The organism is Mycobacterium sp. NPDC003449 (assembly GCF_053588415.1).
In genome coordinates this window covers 1-16,942 of sequence record NZ_JBSFPX010000058.1, presented here as the reverse complement: position 1 = coordinate 16,942, position 16,942 = coordinate 1, and the positions used below count along the sequence as shown (strand labels likewise).

At 69.9% G+C, this 16,942-nt stretch carries 17 protein-coding genes and 1 riboswitch; of the genes, 6 read left to right on the top strand and 11 right to left on the bottom strand.

The annotated features are described in order from the left end of the window. Positions 1 to 30: 30 nt before the first annotated feature. Both ACWDTP_RS16630 and ACWDTP_RS16625 read right to left on the bottom strand, forming a co-directional pair. Positions 31 to 1,485, bottom strand: a complete 1,455-nt coding sequence (locus tag ACWDTP_RS16630; RefSeq protein ID WP_450021584.1) for a M28 family peptidase — start codon at positions 1,483 to 1,485, stop codon at positions 31 to 33. After that, complete coding sequence (locus ACWDTP_RS16625; protein ID WP_450021582.1) at positions 1,482 to 2,990, bottom strand: M28 family metallopeptidase; 1,509 nt, start codon at positions 2,988 to 2,990, stop codon at positions 1,482 to 1,484. The genes ACWDTP_RS16630 and ACWDTP_RS16625 overlap by 4 nt, the downstream gene beginning before the upstream one ends. Before the next feature lie 341 nt (positions 2,991 to 3,331). On the opposite strand from ACWDTP_RS16625, the gene ACWDTP_RS16620 reads away from it, so the two are divergent. After that, complete coding sequence (locus tag ACWDTP_RS16620) at positions 3,332 to 4,015, top strand: slipin family protein (protein WP_450021580.1); 684 nt, start codon at positions 3,332 to 3,334, stop codon at positions 4,013 to 4,015. A gap of 58 nt (positions 4,016 to 4,073) precedes the next feature. Here ACWDTP_RS16620 and ACWDTP_RS16615 read toward each other — a convergent pair whose 3' ends face one another. Next, a complete protein-coding gene (locus tag ACWDTP_RS16615; RefSeq protein ID WP_450021578.1) occupies positions 4,074 to 4,802 on the bottom strand; it encodes an SDR family NAD(P)-dependent oxidoreductase in 729 nt (242 codons plus the stop codon). A gap of 90 nt (positions 4,803 to 4,892) precedes the next feature. On the opposite strand from ACWDTP_RS16615, the gene ACWDTP_RS16610 reads away from it, so the two are divergent. Beyond that, the gene (locus ACWDTP_RS16610) at positions 4,893 to 5,495 is read left to right on the top strand and encodes a TetR/AcrR family transcriptional regulator (RefSeq protein ID WP_450021576.1); all 603 of its coding nucleotides are present in this window, start codon (positions 4,893 to 4,895) and stop codon (positions 5,493 to 5,495) included. A gap of 21 nt (positions 5,496 to 5,516) precedes the next feature. Here the strand turns inward: ACWDTP_RS16610 and ACWDTP_RS16605 are convergent, their stop codons facing one another. The 7 genes from ACWDTP_RS16605 to thiO form a co-directional block, all read right to left on the bottom strand. Next, a complete protein-coding gene (locus tag ACWDTP_RS16605; protein WP_450021574.1) occupies positions 5,517 to 6,206 on the bottom strand; it encodes an aspartate/glutamate racemase family protein in 690 nt (229 codons plus the stop codon). Between the two features lie 26 nt (positions 6,207 to 6,232). Further along, a complete protein-coding gene (locus ACWDTP_RS16600) occupies positions 6,233 to 6,988 on the bottom strand; it encodes an ABC transporter permease (protein ID WP_450021572.1) in 756 nt (251 codons plus the stop codon). After that, positions 6,985 to 7,896 carry an ABC transporter ATP-binding protein gene (locus ACWDTP_RS16595; RefSeq protein WP_450021570.1) on the bottom strand — a complete coding sequence of 304 codons (912 nt, stop codon included), beginning with the start codon at positions 7,894 to 7,896 and terminating at the stop codon, positions 6,985 to 6,987. Before ACWDTP_RS16595 ends, ACWDTP_RS16600 begins: the two co-directional genes overlap by 4 nt. Before the next feature lie 153 nt (positions 7,897 to 8,049). Further along, entirely contained in the window at positions 8,050 to 8,841 is a 792-nt protein-coding gene (locus ACWDTP_RS16590) for an SGNH/GDSL hydrolase family protein (protein ID WP_450021568.1), read from the bottom strand. Positions 8,842 to 8,884: 43 nt separating this feature from the next. After that, positions 8,885 to 9,643 (bottom strand): thiazole synthase, encoded by a 759-nt coding sequence (thiG, locus tag ACWDTP_RS16585; protein WP_450021566.1) that lies wholly within the window; start codon positions 9,641 to 9,643, stop codon positions 8,885 to 8,887. After that, positions 9,636 to 9,836 (bottom strand): sulfur carrier protein ThiS, encoded by a 201-nt coding sequence (gene thiS, locus ACWDTP_RS16580; RefSeq protein ID WP_450021564.1) that lies wholly within the window; start codon positions 9,834 to 9,836, stop codon positions 9,636 to 9,638. The genes thiG and thiS overlap by 8 nt, the downstream gene beginning before the upstream one ends. After that, a complete protein-coding gene (gene thiO / locus ACWDTP_RS16575; RefSeq protein ID WP_450021562.1) occupies positions 9,833 to 10,840 on the bottom strand; it encodes a glycine oxidase ThiO in 1,008 nt (335 codons plus the stop codon). The genes thiS and thiO overlap by 4 nt, the downstream gene beginning before the upstream one ends. Beyond that, positions 10,833 to 10,946, bottom strand: a riboswitch (TPP riboswitch). (Overlaps the previous gene by 8 nt.) Positions 10,947 to 10,981: 35 nt before the next feature. Here thiO and thiE point away from each other — a divergent pair. After that, entirely contained in the window at positions 10,982 to 11,653 is a 672-nt protein-coding gene (gene thiE, locus ACWDTP_RS16570) for a thiamine phosphate synthase (RefSeq protein WP_450021560.1), read from the top strand. On the opposite strand, the gene ACWDTP_RS16565 is transcribed toward thiE, so the two are convergent. Continuing rightward, a complete protein-coding gene (locus tag ACWDTP_RS16565) occupies positions 11,637 to 12,143 on the bottom strand; it encodes an NUDIX hydrolase (protein ID WP_450021558.1) in 507 nt (168 codons plus the stop codon). The two genes, thiE and ACWDTP_RS16565, sit on opposite strands and share 17 nt — an antisense overlap. A 143-nt stretch (positions 12,144 to 12,286) precedes the next feature. Here ACWDTP_RS16565 and glnX point away from each other — a divergent pair, with 143 nt between their 5' ends. The 3 genes from glnX (at position 12,287) to ACWDTP_RS16550 (ending at position 16,862) form a co-directional block, all read left to right on the top strand. Next, positions 12,287 to 13,606, top strand: a complete 1,320-nt coding sequence (glnX, locus tag ACWDTP_RS16560) for a protein kinase G-activating protein GlnX (protein ID WP_450021556.1) — start codon at positions 12,287 to 12,289, stop codon at positions 13,604 to 13,606. Positions 13,607 to 13,671: 65 nt separating this feature from the next. Continuing rightward, complete coding sequence (locus ACWDTP_RS16555) at positions 13,672 to 14,601, top strand: glutamate ABC transporter substrate-binding protein (protein ID WP_450021624.1); 930 nt, start codon at positions 13,672 to 13,674, stop codon at positions 14,599 to 14,601. Beyond that, positions 14,601 to 16,862, top strand: a complete 2,262-nt coding sequence (locus ACWDTP_RS16550; protein ID WP_450021554.1) for a serine/threonine-protein kinase PknG — start codon at positions 14,601 to 14,603, stop codon at positions 16,860 to 16,862. Before ACWDTP_RS16555 ends, ACWDTP_RS16550 begins: the two co-directional genes overlap by 1 nt. The last annotated feature ends 80 nt before the right edge of the window (positions 16,863 to 16,942 follow it).

Sequence of the window (16,942 nt, the reverse complement as noted above, 5' to 3'; positions counted from 1 at the left end):
GAAATCCGAGTCGTCGATGCCCGGCGGGTATCAGCGGTGGTGACGCCGGTCTTTCGGCGCGACACCGTTGGCCCCGTCGATGGACTGCGCGTAGCTGGCGACCGCGTACGCGACCGCGGGGCCGGTGATCTCCAGGGCCCGTGGGTCGACATTGTCGAGCGTGTCGGCGCGGGTGTGGTAGTTCGCATCGAAGGCCACGCCCGGCTTCCCGCCCCACAGCCGGGCCTGCACCTCGGTCTTGCGCTGCGAGGCCCCGGTGGTGACACCGCCGATCGGCACACCGGCGGTGAGGAACGGGGCGTAGTCGGTGGTTGCGCCCAGCGGCATATCGGCGGGCCGCACCCCGGCCAGGTTGAGGTAGCCGGCCAGAGTCCGCTCGATGCCCGCCGAACCTTCCGGCACCCGTTTGGCGTCGGCCACCCCCGACTGGTCGCCGTCGATGGTGAAGTAGCCGGCGTTGGGTGAGCCGAGCATGTCGAAGTTCAGGTACAGCGCGATCTGGTCGAGCTGGTCGGGTGAGAGTCCACGAACGTATTGGGTCGACCCTTCCAGCCCGGTCTCCTCGGCACCCCAGAACGCGAACCGCACCGCATTGTGCACCTGCGGCGACCCACCCAGCTGCAGCGCGGTCTCCAGAACCGCGGCCACACCCGAGCCGTTGTCGTTGATACCGGGGCCACCCGCGATGCTGTCCAGGTGCGCGCCCACCATCACCACATCATCGGTCGAACCGGTCTTGGTCTGCGCCACCAGGTTTCGTGACTTCACCATCTCGGCGGTGTTGTCCAGGGTCAGCCGCACCGGCGCGCTGGTCTGGCGCAGCGCGGCGTCGGCCGTCCGGTCGATGACGCCGACGGGCACCTTGAGCTGCCCGTAGTAGCCGCTGGTGAACAGCCCGGCGGGGCTGGGCCTGCTCGTGCTGACCACCAGCAGGCCCACCGCACCCTCCGCGAGCGCGGTGTTCTGCTTGACCACGATCGAGCATCCGGTGTCGTCGACGACCGAGATGGCACCCTTGACGTTGACCGACCCGTAGTCGCGGGCCGTGCAGCCCGCGGGCCGTCCGGGGCGCAGGGTCGGCGCGCGCAGCCCGCCGCGGGGTGTGGTCAACAGCAGCGAGGCCTGGTCGGCCGGGTAGCGCCGGCCGGCGACGACCAGGTTGGGGTTGCCACCCCCCGTCGTTCCCAATCGTTCGAACTCGGGTGTCTGCACATCGAAACCCTTGTCCCGCAGCAGCTGCGCGACGTAATCGATGCTGGCGTCGTAGCCCGGCGTGCCCTGCGACCGGTTGCCGTCGTTGGCCTCGGCGACCTCCTGGAACTTACGCAGATGGGCGAACATCGCATCGAGCGTGACCTTCTCGGCGAGTTCCTTCGGCAAATTCGGCGACGGGTCCGGTGTCGACCCGCATCCGGCGAGCCCGACGACGACGAGGACCACGACCAGGAGTACGGCGGGGACCGCAGCGGCCCGGCGCGCCCTCACTGCGGGCTGATCCGGTTCCGGGTCCGGTCGTCGCGGACCGGTATTCCGTTGCGGCCCCGCTGATCCTGTGCATACAGCCCGATGGCGTATCCGACGCCTCCACCATGAATCTGCAACGCGTTCCGGTCCACGTGCTCCAGGGTATCGGTGTTCTTGTGATAGTTGGGATCGAACGGCTGATCGGCCTGCCCACCCCAGAGACCGGCCTCCTCGGGGCTCATCTTGTCCTCGGCGCCGGAGAACAGCCCACCGGCGGGAACGCCGGCCAGGGTGAACCCGTCGTAGTCGGAGCGACCATCGAAACTGGTGTCCCGCGGCGCCTTTCCGGCCTCGTCGAGGTAGGCCGACAGGGTGCGTTCGATACCCGCCGAGCCCTCGGGGACCCGCGGCCTCCCGCGCTCGTCGGGCGGTGCGGACTGGTCACCGTCGTAGGTGAAGTATCCGGGGTTCGGCGAGCCGAGCATGTCGAAGTTGAGGTACAGCGCGAGGTCCTTGAGGTCGTTCTCGTCGAGGGATTCGACATAGTTCGTCGACCCGAGCAGACCCTCCTCCTCACCACCCCAGAAGCCGAACCGGACCGCGTTGTTGACGTCGGGTGAACTGCCCAGCTGCAGTGCGGTTTCCAGGACCGCGGCCACGCCCGAGCCGTTGTCGTTGATGCCAGGGCCCTCCGGCACGCTGTCCAGGTGCGCGCCTGCCATCACCACATCGGAGGTCGAGCCGGTCTTGGTCTGGGCGATGACGTTGCGGGTCCGCTCGACCCGGACCCCGGCGTTGAGCCTGATCGAGGTCGGGCCGGGGGCGGAACGAAGCCGCGCACCCTCGTCCTTGGTGACGCTGACGACCGGGATCTTGACATCGGTGCGCTCACCCAGCGTTCCACCCATCTGGTCGCCGTCCTCGTTGTTGGCGACGATCATGGCGACCGCTCCACGCTCGGCCGCCATGGCCTGCTTGACCCCGAACTGGCAGGTGCCGCGGTCGACCAGCACCACCGCGCCCGCGACCGGCAGGCCGTCGTAATCGGAGGCCTGGCAGCCCGGCGAATCCTCCGCCCTGGCCGCCACCAGCGGACCCGCCACACCTTCGGACGCCGTACCGATGGTGTACTCCAGCGGCTTGGCGGTGACCGCCTGACCACCGACGGTGACCTGCGGGTCGTCGGCAAACGGCAACCGGACCTCGAATTCGGGGGTTTGCACGTCAAAACCCTTATCGCGCAGGGCATTGACCACGTAGTCGACGCTGGCGTCGTAACCGGCGGTGCCCAGCGCCCGGTTACCGTCGTGTGCGTCGGCGATCTCCTGCAGCTTGGACAGATGTGCCATCATCGCGTCCGCGGACACCCGTGCGCTCAGGTCCTCGGCGAACTGAACGGCCGCAGGCGACGTGCCCGCCGGTTGGCCCTGGGGCTCGGGTCGCAGTTCGGTCTTCGCGTCACAGCCGGCCAGCCCCACGGTCAGCGCCATGACGCCGAGAACCGCCCCCGTCGAAATTCGTCGCATTGCACCTACGGTAGCCGCTGGACCCGCGGGCCCGGCGTAATTCGATTGCGCGCCACTTTGCTGGGGTGGCAGAGTGTTGCCCGGCGTCGACAGGAAAGCAGGCGAAGCGGGGTACCGCGACGTTTCTGCGTGTTGCCGGCGACGCCATGGCACGGTTACTGCCCGAGGTTCGACTCCTCTCCACCACGATGCCGTCGCCGGGACCGGTGCACACCAACGGCCCTGCGGCCCACACCCGCCGGTACCGGGGTGTGGCGCCCCGCCAGCGGTGCGCCCCCGGCGGCGGTGTCCCCGTGCTGCACAGACGAATACACCGCCAGGAAAGGAGACCCGCCATGTTCATGACCGATCGAATCACCGTCACCGCAGGCCAGTGCGCGCTGGAGTACCGCGACGGAACGCTCGCGCGGGTCCTGGAGCCGGGCCGGCACCGGATAGCGGCGAGGGCCGCGGTGGTGCGGGTCGAGATGCGCGAGCAGGTGCTGACACTGGCCCCGCAGGAGGTGCTGACCTCGGATGCGGTGTCGCTACGGATCACCGTCGCGCTGCGATTTGCTGTCACCGATGCGGTGGCCTATGTGGAAGCGGCCGCCGACCCGATGGCCGCGGTCTACCTGGCCGCCCAGATCGCACTGCGCGACGCCGTGGCCGGGGTCGGCGCCGACGAGGTGATGCGCCGCAGCACCCGCATCGATGCCGCCGGGATCGCCGCGGCCGCTCGCGCGGCCGGTACCCGGACCGGTGTCGAGGTCCTCGAGGTCTTCGTCAAGGACGTCATCGTCCCGGCCGAGATCCGGGCGGCGGCAGTGCAGCTGGTGACCGCGAAGGCCAACGGTGCGGCGAAGCTGGAGGCCGCCCGCGCGGAGACCGCCGCGCTGCGGGCGCTGGCCAACGCGGGCAAGCTGCTCGAGGCCCACCCGGCGCTGGCCCGGCAGCAGCTGGTCCAGCACGTGCCCTACGGGTCGCGGGTGGTGCTCGCCGTCGGCGACGACGCCGCGCCGGTGGTGGCGCCCGATCCGGACTGACCGTCCGGGTCGGGCGTCACCCCGCCCCGGGCGGCGAACCGCGGTGCGGCCCTGACCTTTAGGCGCCGACGGGAGTGGGATCGAAAGCCCGCGGAGGCCCGCTGAGGTTGGCCTTCGCTTCGGCGCCGATCCGGTCCACGATCTCGATCTCCCCGGCCTCGAGCCCGTCGAGGGCGAACCTGGCCAGGTCGGCCGGGTCGCTCACCGAGCCTTCCGGGAACACGATCCCGGCGTTCTCGGCGAAGTCGAACAGCGTCTGGGTACCGATCAGCCCGGGCGCGAGGGCCGAGACCAGGGTTCCCTGGCCGGCGAGTTCGACGCGCACACCGTTGGTCAGTCCCCACTGCGCGGACTTGGCGGCGGCGTAGGCGGTGTTGCCGTCGACGGTGGCCCACGCCGCGGCCGACAGCACGTTGAGGATCGCGCCGCCGCCGTTGCGAGCGAGGACGGGCGCGAACGCGCGGATCATCGCGAGCGTGCCGTAGTAGTTCGAATCCATCACCGCCCGGATCGCGTCCAGATCGCCGGTCACGAGGTTCCCGCCCGCGGTGAACGCGGCATTGTTGATCAACACATCGACATCGCCTGCGCGGACCGCGGCCGCGTCGACCGACGACTGATCGGTGATGTCCACCGCCAACACCTCGGCCCCGGCGATATCGACGAGTTCGGGCCGCCGGGCAGTGGCGTAAACCTTCGCCCCGCGGCGCAGCAGGTCGACGGCGAGATGGTGGCCGAGTCCACGGTTGGTGCCGGTGACGAGTGCGGTCGCGCCGTTCAGTTTCATGTCTACCTCCATAAGGTGACCACTAGGTCATGTTAACCACCCGAGGCTCCCACAAAGTGACCGTACGGTCAACTTGTTAGGATCCGACCCGTGCCCCCGACCGTTCGCCCCCTACGCTCCGATGCGGCACGCAATCGCGAGTCGCTGCTGGCAGCCGCCGAGGAGGAGTTCGCGGAACGGGGCCTGGAAGCCTCGGTGGCCGATATCGCCCGCCGGGCGGGCGTCGCGAAGGGCACCGTCTTCCGTCACTTCGCCACGAAGGAGGAGTTGATCGCCGCGATCGTCTCCAGGCATATGACGGCGCTGACGACCGTCGCCCGGGAGCTGCTGGATTCCTCGGACCCGGGGGCCGCGCTTCTTGAGTTCCTGACGGTGGCGGCAGACCAGCGCCAGCAACGCGATCTGACGTTCTTGACCACGGCGAGCGCCGGGGACACCCAGGTGGCGCGGCTCTACGATCAACTGCACGCGACCGTCGTGTCGTTGGTGGACCGGGCGCGCGAAAGCGGCGCGGTTCGCCAGGACGTCACCGGTACCGACGTCTTCGTCCTGATCTGCGCACCGGTGCACGCCGTCGAGTATCTGTCCGACCCGCCCCCGGATCTGTGGCGGCGCTACCTCGCCATCATCTTCGACGGGCTGCGCCCGGAAGGCGCCCATCCGCTGCCGCGGCCCGCACCCAGCTGGCCGTGAGGTGGCGGTCCCCGGTGCCCGTCACGAGGGTTCGACGGGGCCGGCCGTCGCACTCAGCAGGCCGGCCAGTCGACGGGCCGCGCTCTCCGGCCCGGAGACCACGGGCAGGCCGAGTGCGGCCGCGAGGACGCGACCGGCCGGCGCAAGGGAGTACTGGCTCAAGAACACGGCGTCGAATTCCGGCGCAAGCGGGGTGAGCCGGTCGATCAGCGCACGCTCGAGACCATCCTGATCGCCGGCCTCCGTGGCCGCTTTGGCCTCGGAAACCACGACGCTGTCGAGGGTTGTCGCCACCCCGGCACGCGCCAGTTCGGTACCGAGCCGCCGGGTCGAGTCCTCGGCCGCAGCGGCGAAGGACGAGACGACGAGCACGCGTGGGTAACCCTCGCGGGCGATCTGGGCGAACGCCGACTCGTCGGGAGCGAGCACCGGGATCGGCGCGGTCCGGGCGACCTGCTGAGCCACCGGTCCGTACAGCGAACATGTCAGCAGCACGGCGTCGGCACGCTCGTCGACGGCGTGCGCGATCAGCCTCTGCATCCGGGCGATCAGGCCCTCGTCGAGGCCGCCGCGTGCGTTGGCGTCGTTCAGCAGCCGGTCGTCGAGAATGTTCCACACGTCGGCGGCGGGGAACTCGGCCGCGAACGCCTGCGCGGCGGGCGGGATCGCCGCCGGTACCGCGCTGACGAGGGCGATGCGGGGCGTGGTCACGAAACGAACTCCTTCATCCAGTCCGGTCAGGCATCTCGCCTGTTCAGCACGATGACCGCGGCGACCAGTGCCGCCACGATGAGGACCGCGAAGTACACCAGCGAGCCCACTTCGCCCCAGGGAATGTCGTAGCTGGGGTACAACCACTCCACGCCGAGGAACCGGAACATGTTGGCGAACGGCAGCCACGGCCCGATCCTGGCCCCGTTGCCCGGCATATTGCCCAGCAGCGGCTCGGCCACCAGCGGCCACAACAACAGCACCGCGACGGCGCCTGCCGCGACCCGCACCAGCGCACCGACACTCACCCCGAGCACCGCGGCCAGCGCCGCGTACAGCGCGAAGCCGCCCGCCACCTGCCAGGTCGCCGGGTTGGTCATGGTCAGCTGTGCACCGACAACGGGTTCGGCGACCAACCGGGCCACCAGCACCGAGGCCAGCACCATCAGCACCGCGCACACCGAGGAGAACGCGGCGCACACAACGGCTTTCGCGATCAGGACCACGGTGCGGTTGGGCGTGGCCAGGAACGTCGTCCGGATCAGTCCGCTGCGGTACTCGCCGGTCATCGTCATCGACGCCAGGACCATCAGCACCGGCACCCCAAATACCGCGACCCCCAACGCGGCGTCACCTGGCGGCAGCGGACTGCCGTAGGCGCTGCCCCCCTGCAGGGCCGCCAGGCCGAGGCTGAGCGCGGCCACCCCGATCACCGTCCACAGCGGTGAACGGGTGGTGGCGAGTTTGATCCGTTCGGCGTCGAGCGCCGCGAGTGCACTCACGGCCGGGCCGCCCGGTAGTCGACGGCGTCGTCGGTGAGTTTCAGATACGCCTCCTCCAGCGAGGCCTGCCGGGTGCTCAGCTCGTGCAGGGTGATCGAGTTGCGCGCGGCCAGATCGCCGATCACCTCGATCGCCACGCCGTGCACGCTCAGCACGGTTCCGCTCGGGTCGGCGTCGACCTCGAGCCCGGCGTCGGCGAGCACCTCGCGCAGGGTCTCCACCTGGGGGCTGCGCACCCGCACGGTGTCGGCCGCGGTGCCACTCACGAATTCGGCGACGGTGGTCGACACGATCAGCTTGCCCTGACCGATCACCACCAACCGGTCCGCGGTGTTGGCCATCTCGGCCAGCAGGTGGCTGGAAACCAGCACCGTGCGGCCCTCGGCGGCCAGCTCACGCATGAACGTGCGGATCCAGTGGATGCCCTCCGGGTCCAGGCCGTTGACCGGCTCGTCGAACAGCAGCACCTGCGGATCGCCGAGCAGCGCGGCCGCGATACCCATCCGCTGGGCCATGCCGAGCGACAGGGTGCCCGCGGTCCGGTCCGCCGCCGATTCCAGGCCGACGGTCTCCAGCACCTCGTCGACACGGCCGGCCGGGATCCGGCTGGCCGCCGCGATCCAGCGCAGGTGGTTTCGGGCGCTGCGGTTGGGGTGCGCCTGGCGCGCGTCGAGCAGCGCGCCGACGGTGCGCATCGGCTCCCGCAGTTCCCGGTAATGCTTGCCGTCGATCTTCGCGGTCCCGGCACTCGGATGGTCAAGGCCGAGGATGAGCCGCATGGTGGTGGTCTTGCCCGCACCGTTGGGCCCGAGGAACCCGGTGACCACGCCAGGCTCGACGCTGAAGGTCAGGTCATCCACCGCGCGTTGGGTTCCGTAGAGCTTGGTCAGCCCGGCCAGTTCGATCATCGCCGTCCAGTATTCCCGTATTCGCCTGCGATCGTCACCGCCGCGCGGGGCCGCTGGGGTCACTGCCCCGCGCCGACCGCGAGTGTGAATCCTCTGCGAGAAAATGGCCGATTTTTCGCAGAGGATTCACACTCGGCGGCTCGGCAGTGGGCGTCACACGGTCTCGACCACCAGATCCGCGACCGCCCGCATCCCGTCGGCATTGGGGTGCAGGGGTGCGGGCCGACCGGGTAGCGGCCAGCCGGGGCGCGTCGTCCACGGCCGTACCGACCAGGCGTGGTGATCCCGGCTCGCCTGCGCCGCACGCACCAGACCGGCACCGGTCTCGGCGGCCGCGGCGGCGGTGTGGGCTTCCAGGGTGGCGGCGACGTGGCGGCCGAGTTCGGCGTGCTCATCGGACAGCGGCGACGCGGCAGCCCCCGCCGGCGGCAACAGCGTCAGGTAGTCGACGAACAACACCGTGGCCCGCGGGGCCCGCCCGCGGATGGCCGCGCCGACCTCGACCAGCGACACCGCCACCTGATCCAGAGCGGTGTCGCGGGCGGCGGGATCGAGCAGGTCACGCAGCCGCGGACCGAGCACCGGCAGGCTATGCAGCACCCGGGGCAGGGCACCGGCCGTCAACAACGGCACGTAGCCGGCGTCGTTGCCGCCGATGGTGACGGTGATCAGGGTCTCGGACCCGTCGAGCGCGTCCAGTTGGGGCGGCGCCCCGTTCTGCCGCTCGCGCAGAATGTGCGCGGTGGTGGCCCCGGAGTAGGTGACGTCGACCAGGTCGAGGCCGAGGCGTTCGGCCACCAGGTGCGGATAGTTCCGGGCCGAGCGTCCGGCCCGGAACGGCGCACCGGGCGCCGACGGCTTGATCCCGGGCCCGGCCGCCATCGAACTGCCCAGGGCCACATAGCGACTGCATCGAGTCTGCGCACAGTTCGCGTTTTCGCGCATTTCTATGCTCTCACCGCAGTCTCGGCGAAGCCCGGCCCGCCGGTCACAGCGCCGGGCTGGAGGCCTGGGCCCAGAACCGTTTCGGGATGCGCCCGGCCCGACGGGCCAGATATCCGGCGGTGACGGCGCCGGACATGGCCGCGGCCATGGCCGGCGGATCGGAGGCCCGGGTCACCGCGGTGGCCAGCAGCACCGCATCGCAGCCCAGCTCCATCGCCAGGGCGGCGTCGCTGGCCGTGCCGATCCCGGCGTCGAGCACCACCGGCACCCCGGCCTGCGCGACGATCATCTCGATGTTGTGCGGGTTGGAGATCCCCAGCCCGGTGCCGATCGGCGAGCCCAACGGCATCACCGCGGCACAGCCGGTGTCCTCCAGCCGGCGCGCCAGCACCGGGTCGTCATTGGTGTAGGGCAGCACGATGAACCCGTCGTCGACCAATTGTTCTGCGGCCTTGACCAATTCGATCGCATCGGGCAGCAGGGTCCGCTCGTCGGCGATCACCTCGAGTTTGACCATATCGGTGCCGAGCGCCTCGCGGGCCAGCTGCGCGGTCAGCACCGCCTCGGCCGCGCCGCGACAGCCCGCGGTATTGGGCAGCGTCGCGATCCCCAGCCGGTTGAGCAGGTCGAGCACCCCGGTGCCGGCCTCGGCATCGACCCGGCGCATCGCCACCGTGGTCAGCTCGGTGCGCGACGCGACCAGAGCTTCCTCCAGCACAGCGAGATTCGGGGCGCCGCCGGTACCCATGATCAGCCGGGAGCCGAACTCACGGCCACCGATGGTGAGTTTGGAATCAACCACCCTGCACCGCCGTGACCACCTCGACCCGCGCCCCGTCGGCCAGGGTGCGGTCCCATTCCGACCGGGGCAGCACCGACCAGTCCAGGGCGACGGCGATGCCTTTCTCCGGAAACCCGCGGGTTTCCAGCAGCCCCCCGATGGTGGTCAGCTCGTCCACCTCGATGACCTCGTCGTTGATCGTGATGCTGATCATTTGACTCCCACATTCACTTCGAGTTCGGCCGCGATCCGCTCAGCGGTCCACGGCGCCAATAGAAATCCGTTGCGGCCGTGCCCGACGGCCACCAGGGTGCGCTCGTCGATCCGTTCGACGATCGGTACCCCGTCCGGTGTCATCGGCCGCAACCCGGCCGCGGTCTCGGCCAGCTCGTACTCGCCGAGCGCGGGGATGACCGCGCAGGCGTCGTCGAGCAGGTCCCGCACCCCGGTCACCACCGGTGCGGTGTCGCGGCCGTGTTCGTACTGGGTGGCACCGACCACCACACCGTCGGCCCGCGGCACCAGATACACCGGACGTCCGTGCACCCGGGCCCGGATCACCCGCTGCGGCACCGGCATGCAGCCCTTGCGCCACCGCAGCCGCAGCACCTCACCCTTGACCGGGCGCACCGGCAGGCCGGGCACGAGTTTCGGTGCGTCGACCCCGGTGGCGACGACGACCGCGTCGGCCGAGTCCAGGTCGGCCAGGTTCTCGACGGGCCCGGCCCACCGCACGGCCAGTCGCTCGCAGTGCGCGGCCAGCGCATCGACCACCGCGCGGTTGTCCACCGCAAGCTCCGTCGTCGCCCGGAAGCCGTGCCGGATGCCCTGCGCCAGCAGGGGTTCCACATCGCGCGCGGTGGTCGTGGGCTCGACCGGATGCCCCTGGGCCGCCAGCCAGTCGGCGACGGTGCGCAGATCGGCGACGTCGGCCCGGTCGACGGCGACCACCAGGGATTCGCGGGCGGTCACCACCTCCAGTGGCAAACCGTCCAGAAACCCCGAGTGCCACAGCCGAAGCGATTCCAGGCCAAGCCGCAGCAGCCGGTCCTCACCGGGCCAGCCCTCGCTGTGCGGGGCCAGCATGCCGCCGGCCACCCAGGACGCGCCGCGTTGGGTGGCGCGGTGCAACCGCACCGCCCAGCCGTCCAGCGCCGCCCGGCGGGCCACCGACAGCCCGATCACGCCGCCACCGATGACGGCGAGTGTGCGTGCCATATCCGCTCCTCCCTTCGCCGGCATGATCCGGATCAGGTGTGACGGTAAGGGCCGGTCCGTCGCCCACTCTCAGCCCCACGATCCCGGGACTCCCGTATTGCCAGTCCAGGGTACTCGGCGGGCACGCGCTACCGTCGCGGTGTGCAAACACCCGCCGACCGCCTGCGCCGCGCCGCGCTGTACCTGTGCACCGACGCCCGCCGCGAGCGCGGTGACCTGGCCGAATTCGCCGACGCCGCACTGGCCGGCGGCGTCGACCTGATCCAGCTGCGGGACAAGGGATCGGCCGGGGAGCAGCGGTTCGGGCCGCTTGAGGCGCGCCAGGAACTGGAAGCGCTGGCGATCCTGGCCGACGCGGCGCGCCGCCACGGCGCGTTGCTGGCCGTCAACGACCGGGCCGACATCGCGCTGGCGGCCGGGGCCGACGTGCTGCACCTCGGCCAGGACGATCTGCCGCTGGACGTGGCGCGCGGAATCATCGGCGACCGTCCGGTGATCGGCCGGTCCACCCACGACGCCGATCAGGTCGCGGCCGCGGTGGACGAGGCCGTTGACTACTTCTGTGTCGGGCCGTGCTGGCCGACCCCGACCAAACCGGGCCGGTCGGCGCCTGGTCTGGATCTGGTCCGCAGCACCGCGGCGCTCGCCCCGGCCAAGCCGTGGTTCGCGATCGGCGGCATCGACAGGCACCGGCTGGACGAGGTGCTGGCCGCGGGCGCCCGCCGCATCGTCGTGGTCCGCGCGATCACCGCCGCGGACGACCCGCGCGCGGCCGCGGCGGAACTCCGGGCCGCGCTCAGCGCTGCCGGTTGACCAACAACGGGATCTCGGCCGCGACGGCCCGCAGCCGCTGCCAGCTCGCCGCGAAGCCCGGATGCAACGCCAGCTCGTCGACCTGGTCCTCGGCCACCCAGCGCAGCTCCGAACTCTCCCGGTTGGGGACCGTTTCGAGTGGCTCGGGCGCGTCGGCGATCACGGTGGTGTAGGTCCACCTGGTGCCACCGGCGCCGGCGACCTCGGCGGTCACCACGGTGGTGCGCACGGTCAGCCGTTCGGCCTCCAGCCCGGCCTCCTCGTGGGCTTCCCGGACCGCGGCCTGTTCGGCCGTCTCATGGCTGTCGCGGGCACCGCCGGGTAATGACCAGGTGCCGCCCTGGTGGCTCCACGGCGCCCGGTGCTGCAACAGCACCGCGGCCGATCCGTCGGGCCGCGGCGCCCGCAACATCAGGCCGGCCGCACCGTGGCGCCCCCAGAACCGGGCACCGTCATCGGACATCACCCAGCCGTCACCGTCGCCACGCATCCGTTCAGGATAAGGACCGCTGCGGATTTCGGTGGGCCCCAAATTCGGCGCGAGCCTTCCCACGAACTCTTAGAATTCTTTTATAGAGTTGCAGCGACCCGAGACAGCCGAAAGCACCGAAACCAAATGAGGTCCTCGCGCAGGTGACCGTGGAGTTGGCACACCCCTCGACCGAGCCTCTCGCGTCCCGGTCGCCGACCACTCCTGCCCACCCGCGCTGGTGGTTCCTGTGGACCACTCCCGGCCGGATCCTCACCATCGGCCTGGTGCTGTCGGCGCTTGTGATCGCCAGCGCCTTCGCCACCTCCACCACCGTCAACGACCGTCAGCAGGCGCTGACGACGGTGCTCGACCACACCGAACCGTTGGCGTTCGCGGCCGGGCGGCTCTACACCACACTGTCGGTCGCCGACGCCGCGGCCGCCACGGCGTTCATCGCGGGCGCCGAACCTCGCGATGTCCGCCAGCGCTACGAGCAGGCCATCACCGACGCGTCGGTGGCGGTCACCCGGGCGTCGAGCGGGTTGACCGACGAGGAACTGGTGCAGTTGCTGGGCCGGATCAACGCCCGGCTCGCGGTCTACACGGGTCTGGTCGAGACCGCCCGCACCAACAACCGGGCCGGCAACCCGGTCGGCTCGTCCTACCTGTCGGAAGCATCGGCGATGATGCAGACCCAGATCCTGCCCGACGCCCAGCACCTGTACGAGGAAACCTCGGCACGCGTCGATTCCGAGACGACGGCCTCCACCCGGATCCCGACCCCGGTCATGCTGGTGGTGCTGGCCACCCTGTTGTTCGGGGCGTTCGCCAACCGCTGGCTGGCGCGGCGCACCCGGCGCCGGGTCAACATCGGCTTCGTCGCGGGTGGTGTCGCGGTCGTCATCATGCTGATCTGGGTGACCACCGCGCTGGTGATCTCGACATCGGACAGCCGCAGCGCCAAGGACACCGCCGCCGATTCCCTCAAAACCGTGACCAACCTGGCCATCACCGCGCAGCAGGCCCGCGCCGACGAAACCCTCGCGCTGATCCGCCGCGGCGACGAGGATGTCCGCAAGCAGTCCTACTACCAGCGCATCGATGTGATGCAGCAGCAGCTCTCGGACTATCTGACCCGCGACACCGGCATCGACAAGAGCGATCTGGCCGGGGCCGAGCAGCTGCTCACCCGGTGGCGGGCCGCCGACGACCGGATCAACGCCTACATCGCGGTCGGCAACTACCAGGCCGCGACCCAGGTGGCCCTCGGCACCGGTGAGGACGATTCGACGCCCGCGTTCGACAAGCTTGACGAGTCGCTGTCCAAGGGCATCGAACAGAGCCGCAGCCAGCTCCGCAACGACATCGCCAACGCCCGCCGGGTGCTGTCCGGTGCGACCGTCGGCGCGGCGCTGCTCAGCGTGTCCGCCGCGTTGGCGGTGGCGTTGGGGCTGTGGCCACGACTGAGCGAGTACCGATGATGAGCGCTTGCGCGAAGAAGAGACAACCGATGCGAAACGTCCTGATCCTCCTGGTGACGGTCCTGATGGCGGCCGGATGCAGTCAGAACGCACCCGCCCTCACCCTGCCCGCGGTGACCCTGGCACCGCCCACCCCGGCGGGTATGGAAGAGCTCGCCCCGCAACCGGTGCGGGCCCCCGGCTTCGATGAGGACGACGACGAGTGCAACCGCACCGCGAGCCTGCGCCCGTTCAGCGATCAGGCGGAGGCCGATGCCGCGGTGGCCAACATCCGGGCCCGCGGCAGGCTGATCGTGGGCCTCGACATCGGTAGCAACCTGTTCTCCTTCCGGGATCCGATCACCGGCGATATCAACGGCTTCGACGTCGACATCGCCGGCGAGGTGGCCCGCGACATCTTCGGCACCCCGTCCCAGGTCGAGTACCGCATCCTGTCCTCGGCCGACCGGATCGCCGCGCTGCAGAACAATCAGGTCGACATCGTGGTCAAGACCATGACCATCACGTGTGAGCGCAAGAAGCTGGTGAACTTCTCGACGGTGTACCTGATGGCCAATCAGCGCATCATGGCCGCCCGCGATTCCAACATCAATCAGGCCTCGGATCTGTCCGGCCGGCGGGTCTGCGTGGTCAACGGCACCACCTCGCTGAACCGGATCCAGCAGATCAGCCCGTCGCCGATCATCGTCTCGGTGGTGACCTGGGCCGACTGCCTGGTGGCGCTGCAGCAGCGGCAGGCCGACGCGGTCAGCACCGACGACTCCATCCTCGCCGGGCTGGTGTCCCAGGATCCCTACCTGCACATCGTCGGTCCGAGCCTCAACCAGGAGCCCTACGGGATCGGGGTGAACCTGGACAACCAAGGGCTGGTGCGCGTGGTCAACCGCACCCTGGAGCGGATCCGCAGCGACGGGACCTGGGGCACGCTGTACCGAAAATGGTTGACGGTACTGGGCCCGGCGCCGTCACCACCGGTCGCGAGGTACGTCGACTGATGACCGAACCAGACGACACCGAGGCACCCGACACCGGACCGGGAACCCAGCCGGCCAGTTTGGACGACCTCGAATTGGACTCGGCGTCGACCATCTGGCCGATGGCGACCCAGGCGGTGTACCGGCCCGAGTTCGACGACTCCGACAATCTGACGCTGGAAACCGGCGACACCGAACCGCACGAGCACGCCACGATGGCTACCCGGCTCCTGTCCCCGATGCGCCGGCTGGGTGGCGGGCTGGTGGAGATCCCCCGGGTGCCCGAGCGGGATCCGTTGACCGCCTTGATGACCGACCCGGTGGTGGCGGAGTCGAAACGGTTCTGCTGGAACTGCGGGAAACCGGTCGGCCGGTCCTCACCCGACGGCCATGCGCTGTCCGAGGGCTGGTGCCCGCACTGCGGCAGCGCGTATTCGTTTCTGCCGCAACTGTCCCCCGGCGACACCGTGGCCGACCAGTACGAGATCAAGGGCTGCATCGCGCACGGCGGACTGGGCTGGGTGTATCTGGCCTTCGACCACAACGTCAACGAGCGCCCGGTGGTGCTCAAGGGCCTGGTGCATTCCGGGGACGCCGAGGCGCAGGCCATCGCGATGGCCGAACGTCAGTTCCTGGCCGAGGTGACCCATCCCGGGATCGTCAAGATCTACAACTTCGTCGAACACGACGATAAGCACGGCAACCCGGTCGGCTACATCGTCATGGAGTACGTCGGCGGGACATCGCTCAAACAGGCCAAGGGCCAGCAGCTTCCGGTGGCCGAGGCGATCGGCTACATGCTGGAGATCCTGCCCGCGCTGGGCTACCTGCACTCGATCGGGCTGGCCTACAACGACCTCAAACCCGAGAACATCATGATCACCGAGGAGCAGCTCAAACTGATCGACCTCGGCGCCGTGTCCCGGCTGAACTCCTACGGATATCTGTACGGCACACCGGGTTACCAGGCGCCCGAGATCGTGCGGACCGGGCCGACGGTGGCCACCGACATCTACACGGTGGGCCGGACCCTGGCGTCGTTGACGCTGAAGCTGCGCACCCGCCGGGGCCGCTACGTCGACGGCCTGCCGTCGGAGGACCCGGTGCTGGAGACCTACGACTCGTTCGGGCGGATGCTGCGCCGGGCCATCGACCCCGATCCGCGGCGCCGCTTCATCAGCACCGAGGAGATGTCGGCCCAGCTGCTCGGTGTGCTGCGTGAGGTGGTGGCCACCGACAGCGGCGTGCCGAGGCCAGGCCTGTCGACGGCGTTCAGCCCGTCCAGGTCGACGTTCGGGGTGGATCTGCTGGTGGCGCACACCGACGTCTACGTCGACGGCCAGGTACATTCCGAGAAGCTGACCGCGCAGGAGATCGTCAGGGCGCTGCCGGTGCCGCTGGTCGACCGCTTCGACGTCGGGGCGCCGATACTGGCGGCCAGCGTGCTCAGCCAGCCCGTCCACACGCTCGACCAGTTGCGCGCGGCACGGCACGGTTCACTCGACGCCGAGGGCATCGACCTGTCCGAATCCGTCGAGCTGCCCCTGATGGAGGCCCGCGCCCTGCTCGATCTCGGCGATGTCGCCAAGGCCACCCGCAAGCTCGACGATCTGGCCGCCCGGGTCGGCTGGCGCTGGCGGCTGGTCTGGTTTCACGCGGTGGCCGAGATGCTGTCCGCCGATTATGACTCGGCGACAAAGCATTTCACCGAGGTGCTGGACACCCTGCCCGGTGAGCTGGCACCGAAACTGGCGCTCGCCGCGACGGCCGAGCTGGCGGGCACGGCCGATGAGCTGAAGTTCTACGAGACCGTGTGGAGCGCCGACAACGGGGTGATCTCGGCTGGATTCGGGCTGGCCAGGGCCCAGTCGGTGGTCGGCGAACGCGATAAGGCGGTCCGTACCCTCGACGAGGTTCCGCCCACCTCACGGCATTTCACCACGGCCAGGCTGACAAGTGCGGTGACGCTGCTGTCCGGCCGGTCCACCGGGGAGATCACCGAACAACACATCCGCGACGCCGCCCGCCGCGTGGAGGCGCTGCCCGATTCCGAGCCGCGGGTGCTGCAGATCCGGGCGCTGGTGCTGGGCACCGCGATGGACTGGCTCGCGGACAACTCGGCGAGCAACAACCACATCCTCGGTTTCCCGTTCACCGAGCACGGCCTGAAACTCGGGGTCGAGGCATCGTTGCGGGCCCTGGCCCGGGTGGCGCCGACCCAGTCCCACCGTTACGCCCTGGTCGATCTGGCCAACAGCGTGCGCCCGACGAGCACCTTCTGATTTTCGGCCCGGATCTCCCGCGAGCAGACACGTGGGTACCCCAAAATGCGCGAAATGGGGTACCCTCGCGTCTGCTCGCG

What these genes read in the sequence shown, in the direction of transcription:
- ACWDTP_RS16590 (WP_450021568.1), bottom strand. Translation starts at nt 8,841, where the DNA reads ATGCGCGAAAACGCGAACTGTGCGCAGACTCGATGCAGTCGCTATGTG.
- ACWDTP_RS16555 (WP_450021624.1), top strand. Translation starts at nt 13,672, where the DNA reads ATGGCGGCCGGATGCAGTCAGAACGCACCCGCCCTCACCCTGCCCGCG.
- ACWDTP_RS16595 (WP_450021570.1), bottom strand. Translation starts at nt 7,896, where the DNA reads ATGATCGAACTGGCCGGGCTGACCAAGCTCTACGGAACCCAACGCGCG.
- ACWDTP_RS16625 (WP_450021582.1), bottom strand. Translation starts at nt 2,990, where the DNA reads ATGCGACGAATTTCGACGGGGGCGGTTCTCGGCGTCATGGCGCTGACC.
- thiO (WP_450021562.1), bottom strand. Translation starts at nt 10,840, where the DNA reads ATGGCACGCACACTCGCCGTCATCGGTGGCGGCGTGATCGGGCTGTCG.
- ACWDTP_RS16615 (WP_450021578.1), bottom strand. Translation starts at nt 4,802, where the DNA reads ATGAAACTGAACGGCGCGACCGCACTCGTCACCGGCACCAACCGTGGA.
- ACWDTP_RS16620 (WP_450021580.1), top strand. Translation starts at nt 3,332, where the DNA reads ATGACCGATCGAATCACCGTCACCGCAGGCCAGTGCGCGCTGGAGTAC.
- thiS (WP_450021564.1), bottom strand. Translation starts at nt 9,836, where the DNA reads ATGATCAGCATCACGATCAACGACGAGGTCATCGAGGTGGACGAGCTG.
- ACWDTP_RS16565 (WP_450021558.1), bottom strand. Translation starts at nt 12,143, where the DNA reads ATGCGTGGCGACGGTGACGGCTGGGTGATGTCCGATGACGGTGCCCGG.
- ACWDTP_RS16550 (WP_450021554.1), top strand. Translation starts at nt 14,601, where the DNA reads ATGACCGAACCAGACGACACCGAGGCACCCGACACCGGACCGGGAACC.